General features: G+C 69.9%; 5 protein-coding genes. 4 read left to right on the top strand and 1 reads right to left on the bottom strand.

Going from position 1 to position 6,687, the window contains the following annotated elements; translation table 11 throughout:
- Positions 1-23: 23 nt before the first annotated feature.
- Genes desA through CCN72_RS17195 form a run of 4 tightly spaced genes read left to right on the top strand, consistent with a single transcriptional unit; the run spans position 24 to position 5,029 of the window.
- Positions 24-1,466, top strand: a complete 1,443-nt coding sequence (gene desA / locus CCN72_RS17210) for a lysine decarboxylase DesA (RefSeq protein WP_086808286.1) — start codon at positions 24-26, stop codon at positions 1,464-1,466.
- Entirely contained in the window at positions 1,450-2,733 is a 1,284-nt protein-coding gene (locus CCN72_RS17205; RefSeq protein WP_086808285.1) for a lysine N(6)-hydroxylase/L-ornithine N(5)-oxygenase family protein, read from the top strand. Before desA ends, CCN72_RS17205 begins: the two co-directional genes overlap by 17 nt.
- Entirely contained in the window at positions 2,730-3,263 is a 534-nt protein-coding gene (locus CCN72_RS17200; protein ID WP_086808284.1) for a GNAT family N-acetyltransferase, read from the top strand. Before CCN72_RS17205 ends, CCN72_RS17200 begins: the two co-directional genes overlap by 4 nt.
- Entirely contained in the window at positions 3,260-5,029 is a 1,770-nt protein-coding gene (locus tag CCN72_RS17195; RefSeq protein WP_086808283.1) for an IucA/IucC family protein, read from the top strand. The genes CCN72_RS17200 and CCN72_RS17195 overlap by 4 nt, the downstream gene beginning before the upstream one ends.
- Positions 5,030-5,093: 64 nt before the next feature.
- Here CCN72_RS17195 and CCN72_RS17190 read toward each other — a convergent pair.
- A partial coding sequence (locus CCN72_RS17190; RefSeq protein ID WP_244174272.1) for a beta-N-acetylhexosaminidase occupies positions 5,094-6,687 on the bottom strand: 1,594 nt, incomplete at its 5' end.

Raw genomic sequence — 6,687 nt, 5'->3', positions numbered from 1 at the left:
GACTTCCCCCCGGAGGACCCCCCATGCGCTCCCACCTGCTCAATGGCCTCACCGCGGAGCACTACCGCCGTTCCGTGACCGAAGGAGTCGAGCGGGTGGCGGCCAAACTCGCCGCCACCGAGCGCCCGTTCACCGGCGTCGCCGTGGACGAACTGTCCCCCCGCGTCGACGCCATCGACCTCGACCGCCCGCTCGGCGACACCGCCGCCGTCCTTGACGAGCTGGAGGACGTCTACCTGAAGGACGCGGTCTACTTCCACCACCCGCGCTACCTCGCCCACCTCAACTGCCCGGTCGTCATCCCGGCCGTGCTCGGCGAGGCCGTGCTCTCCGCGGTCAACTCCTCCCTGGACACCTGGGACCAGTCGGCCGGCGGCACGCTCATCGAGCGCAAGCTGATCGACTGGACGACCGCGCGGATCGGCCTCGGCCCCGCTGCCGACGGGGTGTTCACCTCCGGCGGCAGCCAGTCCAACCTCCAGGCTCTGCTGCTGGCCCGCGAGGAGGCCAAGAGCGAGGATCTCGGGAAACTGCGGATCTTCGCCTCCGAGGCCGGCCACTTCAGCGTGCAGAAGTCGGCGAAACTGCTCGGGCTCGGCCCCGACGCGGTCGTCACCGTCCCCGTCGACCGCGACAAGCGGATGCAAACCCTCGCACTGGCCCGTGAGTTGGAGCGCTGCCAGGCCGAGGGGCTGGTGCCCATGGCGGTCGTCGCCACCGCCGGGACCACCGACTTCGGCTCCATCGACCCGCTGCCCGAGATAGCCGAACTCTGCGACCGCCACGGCACCTGGATGCATGTGGACGCTGCCTACGGCTGCGGGCTGCTCGCCTCGCGCAAGTACCGGCACCGCATCGACGGCATCGAGCGCGCCGACTCGGTCACCGTGGACTACCACAAGTCCTTCTTCCAGCCGGTGAGTTCGTCCGCCCTGCTGGTGCGCGACGCGGCCACGCTGCGGCACGCCACCTACCACGCGGAGTACCTCAACCCGCGCCGCGCGGTGCGTGAGCGCATCCCCAACCAGGTCGACAAGTCCCTCCAGACCACCCGCCGCTTCGACGCCCTCAAGCTGTGGCTGACCCTGCGCGTCATGGGCGCCGACGGCATCGGCGAACTCTTCGACGAGGTCTGCGACCTGGCCGTCCAGGGCTGGCATCTGCTCGCCGCCGACCCGCGCTACGACGTCGTGGTCGAACCGTCCCTGTCCACCCTCGTCTTCCGCTTCATACCGGCCGCCGTCACCGACCCGGCCGAGATCGACCGCGCCAACCTCCACGCCCGCAAGGCCCTGTTCGCCTCCGGCGACGCCGTGGTCGCGGGCACCAAGGTGGGCGGCCGCCACTACCTGAAGTTCACCCTGCTCAACCCCGAGACGACGCCGTCCGACATCGCCGCCGTCCTCGATCTCATCGCCGGCCACGCCGAGCAGTACCTGGGAGAGTCCCTTGACCGCGCTTCCTGAATCCAGCCGCATCCACGACCTCGTGGGGATCGGACTCGGCCCCTTCAACCTCGGCCTCGCCTGCCTGACCGAGCCGATCGCCGAACTGGACGCCGTCTTCCTGGAGTCGAAGCCCGACTTCGAGTGGCACGCCGGGATGTTCCTGGACGGCGCCCACCTCCAGACCCCGTTCATGTCGGACCTGGTCACCCTCGCCGACCCCACCTCGCCGTACTCCTTCCTCAACTACCTGAAGGAGAAGGGCCGGCTGTACTCCTTCTACATCCGCGAGAACTTCTATCCGCTGCGGGTGGAGTACGACGACTACTGCCGCTGGGCCGCCGGCAAGCTGAGCTGCGTCCGCTTCGGCACGACCGTCACCGAGGTGTCGTACGAGGACGACCTGTACGTCGTGAAGACCGCGGCCGGTGAGCTCCTCCGCGCCCGGCACCTCGTGCTCGGCACGGGCACGGTGCCCTACCTCCCCGAGTCCTGCCGGGACCTGGGCGGGGACCTCCTGCACACCTCCCAGTACATGCACCGCAAGGCGGAGTTGCAGGGGAAGAAGTCCATCACGGTCGTCGGCAGCGGGCAGAGCGCGGCCGAGATCTACTACGAGCTGCTGTCCGAGATCGACGTCCACGGCTACCAGCTCAACTGGGTCACCCGCTCCCCGCGGTTCTTCCCGCTGGAGTACACCAAGCTGACCCTGGAGATGACCTCCCCGGACTACATCGACTACTTCCGCGCGCTGCCCGAGGAGACCCGCTACCGGCTGGAGAAGCAGCAGAAGGGGCTGTTCAAGGGCATCAACTCGGAACTCATCGACGCGATCTTCGACCTGCTCTACCAGAAGAACGTGGCGAGCGGGGACCGGCCGGTGCCCACCCGGCTGCTCACCAACTCCTCGCTGCACACCGCCCGTTACGACGAGGGGGCGTACACCCTCGGCTTCCGCCAGGACGAGCAGGGCAAGGACTTCGAGATCCGCACCGAGGGCCTGGTGCTGGCCACCGGCTACCACTACGCGCCCCCGGCCTTCCTCGCCCCGCTGCGCGAGCGGCTGCGCTTCGACGGCCACGGCCGCTTCGACGTCGCCCGCAACTACGCCATCGACGTGACCGGGCGCGGTGTCTTCCTCCAGAACGCCGGCGTCCACACCCACAGCATCACCAGCCCCGACCTGGGCATGGGCCCCTACCGCAACGCGAGCATCATCCGCGAGGTGCTCGGCAGCGAGTACTACCCGGTCGAGAAGTCCATCGCCTTCCAGGAGTTCGCCGTATGACCGACCTGACCTTCGTCTTCCGGCCCGTCGACCCGCTCAGGGACGCCGAGCTGCTGCACTCCTGGATCACCCACCCGAAGGCCGCCTTCTGGATGATGCAGGACGCCAGACTGGAGGACATCGAGCGGGCGTACATGGAGATAGCCGCCGACGAGCACCAGCAGGCGCTGCTCGGGCTCCGGGACGGCGTCCCCGCCTTCCTCGTGGAGCGGTACGACCCCGTCCACCGGGAACTGGTCGGCCTCTACGAGCCCCGGCCGGGCGATGTCGGGATGCACTTCCTGACCCCCGCGACCGACACCCCCGAGCACGGGTTCACCAAGGCCGTCATCACCGCCGTCATGGCCCACCTCTTCGAGGACCCGGCCGTGGAGCGCGTCGTCGTGGAGCCGGATGTGCGCAACAAGGCGGTGCACGCGCTGAACGCGGCCGTCGGCTTCGTGGCCGAGCGCGAGATACAGAAGCCGGAGAAAGAGGCCCTGCTGAGCTTCTGCACCCGCGAGCAGTTCACCAAGGCGGTGTCCGCATGACCCCCGCCGAGTCCGTGGCCCATCTGTCCCCCGAGCGCTGGGCGCAGGCCAACCGGCTGCTGATCCGCAAGGCGCTCGCCGAGTTCGCGCACGAGCGCCTGATCACGCCCGAGGAGGACGGCGCGGGCTATGTCGTCCGCGGCGACGACGGGCTCACGGCCTACCGGTTCACCGCCGTGCGCCGCGCCCTGGACCACTGGGAGGTCGACGCCGGCTCGATCACCCGGCACCGCGACGGCGAGGAACTCCCGCTCGCCGCGCTGGACTTCTTCATCGAGCTGAAGGAGTCGCTGGGTCTGAGCGACGCCATCCTGCCCGTCTACCTGGAGGAGATCTCCTCCACCCTCTCCGGCACCTGCTACAAGCTCGCCAAGCACCAGGTCACGTCGGCCGAGCTGGCGTCGAGCGGCTTCCAGGCGATCGAGACCGGGATGACCGAGGGCCACCCCTGCTTCGTCGCGAACAACGGGCGGCTCGGCTTCGGGGTCCACGAGTACCTGTCGTACGCCCCGGAGACCGCGCACCCCGTCCGGCTGGTGTGGCTGGCCGCGCACCGCTCCCGCGCCGCCTTCACCGCGGGGACCGGCATCGAGTACGAGGGATTCATCCGGGCCGAGTTGGGCGAGGAGACCGTCGAGCGGTTCGGACGGACGCTGACCGCCCAGGGCCTCGACCCGGCCGACTACCTCCTCATCCCCGTCCACCCCTGGCAGTGGTGGAACAAGCTGTCCGTCACCTTCGCGGCGGAAGTGGCCCGCAAGCACCTCGTGCCGCTCGGCGAGGGCGAGGACGAATACCTCGCCCAGCAGTCCATCCGGACCTTCTTCAACACCAGCGCCCCGCACAAGCACTATGTGAAGACGGCCCTGTCCGTGCTCAACATGGGCTTCATGCGCGGACTCTCGGCCGCCTACATGGAGGCCACCCCCGCCATCAACGACTGGCTCGCCCAGCTGATCGAGAACGACCCGGTGCTCAAGGGCAGCGGCCTGACGATCATCCGCGAGCGGGCCGCCGTCGGCTACCGGCATCTGGAGTACGAGCGGGCCACCGACCGCTACTCCCCCTACCGCAAGATGCTGGCCGCCCTGTGGCGGGAGAGCCCGGTGCCCTCCCTCGCGGACGGCGAGACGCTCGCCACCATGGCCTCCCTGCTGCATGTCGACCATGAGGGCGCGTCCGTCGCGGCCGTCCTGATCGAGCGGTCGGGGCTCGCCCCCGCCGAGTGGCTGCGCCGGTACCTGCGGGCGTACTACACCCCGCTGCTGCACAGCCTCTACGCCTACGACCTGGCGTTCATGCCGCACGGCGAGAACACCATCCTGGTGCTGCGGGACGGGGTCGTACAGCGGGCCGTCTACAAGGACATCGCCGAGGAGATCGTGGTGATGGACCCGGACGCCGTGCTGCCGCCGGAGGTCGCCCGGATCCGGGCCGACATCCCGGAGGACCAGAAGCTGCTGTCGATCTTCACCGACGTCTTCGACTGCTTCTTCCGCTTCCTCGCCGCGAACCTCGCCGCCGAGGGCGTCCTCACCGAGGACGAGTTCTGGGGGACGGTCGCGGAGATCTCCCGCGAGTACCAGGAGGCGAACCCCCAACTCGCCGACCGGTTCACGCAGTACGACCTGTTCGCGCCCGAGTTCGCGCTGTCCTGCCTCAACCGGCTCCAGCTGCGCGACAACCGGCAGATGGTGGACCTCTCGGATCCCTCCGGGGCGCTCCAGCTGGTGGGCACGCTGCGCAATCCGCTGGCCGGTCGCTGACGGCGGACACCGACGGACGGGCGCCCCGGAGTACGGTCCTCCGGGGCGCCCGTTCACCTTCTTCTCAGCCGCTGGGCCAGGGCACCTGCGGCGAGTGGTAGTAGCCGATGCCGAGGGCGTCCCAGCGCGGGCCCTGGGCGGCCAGCCGTACCTTGTAGGTGTCCCAGTCGTGGGTGGCGGCGGGCGACCAGCCCAGCTCGGCCGCGCCGGGCAGCCGCGGAAAGGCCATGTAGTCGATGTCGGCCGAGGTCTTCAGCGTCTCCGACCACAGGGGCGCCTCCACCCCCTGCACCGCCGACGCGGGCACACCCGCCAGATAGGCGCCCGGGTCCCAGTCGTACGACCGCTGGACCTCCACCAGTCCGGCCCAGGACAGCCCGAGCGCGGTGTCCTTCGTGTACTTCATGTCGAGGTAGACCCGGTCGGCCGGGGACAGGATCAGCCCCGTTCCGTTGCGGGCGGCCTGTGCGACCTGCTCCTTCTCGGCCGCACTGGTGCTGTCCAGCCCCCAGTACTGGGCGAGCGCGCCCTGCGCGGGGTGGGCGCCGGTGAGCTGGTGCCAGCCGATGATCTTCTTGCCGTACTTGGCGACGATCGGCTGGACCCGGTCCATGAAGGTCACATAGTCGGCATGGCTGGTGGAGTGCGCCTCGTCGCCGCCGATGTGCAGATAGCGGCCCGGGGTGAGCGCGGCCAGCTCCTTGATGACGTTGTCCACGAAGGTGTACGTGACGTCCTTGGACACGCACAGCGAGCTGAAGCCGACCTCGGTGCCCGTGTAGCGCGGGGGCGCCACGCCGTCGCAGTTGAGCTTCGCGTAGGAGGCGAGGGCCGCGTTGGTGTGGCCGGGCAGGTCGATCTCGGGCACGACCTCCACATAGCGGGCGGCCGCGTAGGCGACGAGGTGCCGGTACTCGGCCTGGGTGTAGAAGCCGCCCTTGCCGCCGCCGACCTCGCTTGCGCCGCCGTAACTCGCCAGCCGTGGCCAGGAGTTGATGGCGATGCGCCAGCCTTGGTCGTCGCTGAGGTGCAGATGCAGCTCATTGACCTTGTACAGCGCGAGTTCGTCGATGTACCGCTCCACCTGGGCGACGGTGAAGAAGTGCCGGGAGACGTCCAGCATGGCGCCCCGGTAGGCGTAGCGGGGACGGTCCTCGACGGTGCCGCCGGCGATCCGCCAGTCCTGGTGCTGGACCGTCTTCCTCTCGACGGCGGCCGGGAGGAGCTGGCGCAGCGTCTGCACGCCGTGGAAGAGGCCGGCCGGGGCGCTCGCGGTGAGCGTGACACCGGTGGGGCCGCTGCGCAGCCGGTAGCCCTCGGCGCCGAAGTCCCCCTTCTCCAGGTGCAGTCGGATGCCCCCGGCGCCGCGCTCGGTGAGCGGCAGCGGATAGCCGGTGGAGGGCCGCAGGATGCCGGCGAGATAGGCGCCGACGCGCCGGACCTCGGCCGAGCCGTCCACACGGACGGCGGTGGCACGGGTGAGGCGGTACGGCGCTCCGCCCGGGGTGACGGAGGCGGGGGCCGGGACCACCTGGTTCAAGGGGGTGACGGGGGCCTCGGGCGGGGCGGGCGCGGCGCCGAGGGTGAAGGCACCGGCCGCCGCGACAAGCAGCAGCGAACCGAGGACGCGGGCGGTTCGGGGAGTCGTACGGTCGTTC

This window comes from Streptomyces murinus (assembly GCF_002154555.1).
In the GTDB taxonomy this organism is placed as follows: Bacteria; Actinomycetota; Actinomycetes; order Streptomycetales; family Streptomycetaceae; genus Streptomyces; species Streptomyces murinus.
The sequence above is the reverse complement of the archived record's forward strand: the minus strand, read 5'-3'. Positions and strand labels throughout refer to the sequence as shown.

What these genes read in the sequence shown, in the direction of transcription:
- CCN72_RS17200 (WP_086808284.1), top strand. Translation starts at nt 2,730, where the DNA reads ATGACCGACCTGACCTTCGTCTTCCGGCCCGTCGACCCGCTCAGGGAC.
- desA (WP_086808286.1), top strand. Translation starts at nt 24, where the DNA reads ATGCGCTCCCACCTGCTCAATGGCCTCACCGCGGAGCACTACCGCCGT.
- CCN72_RS17195 (WP_086808283.1), top strand. Translation starts at nt 3,260, where the DNA reads ATGACCCCCGCCGAGTCCGTGGCCCATCTGTCCCCCGAGCGCTGGGCG.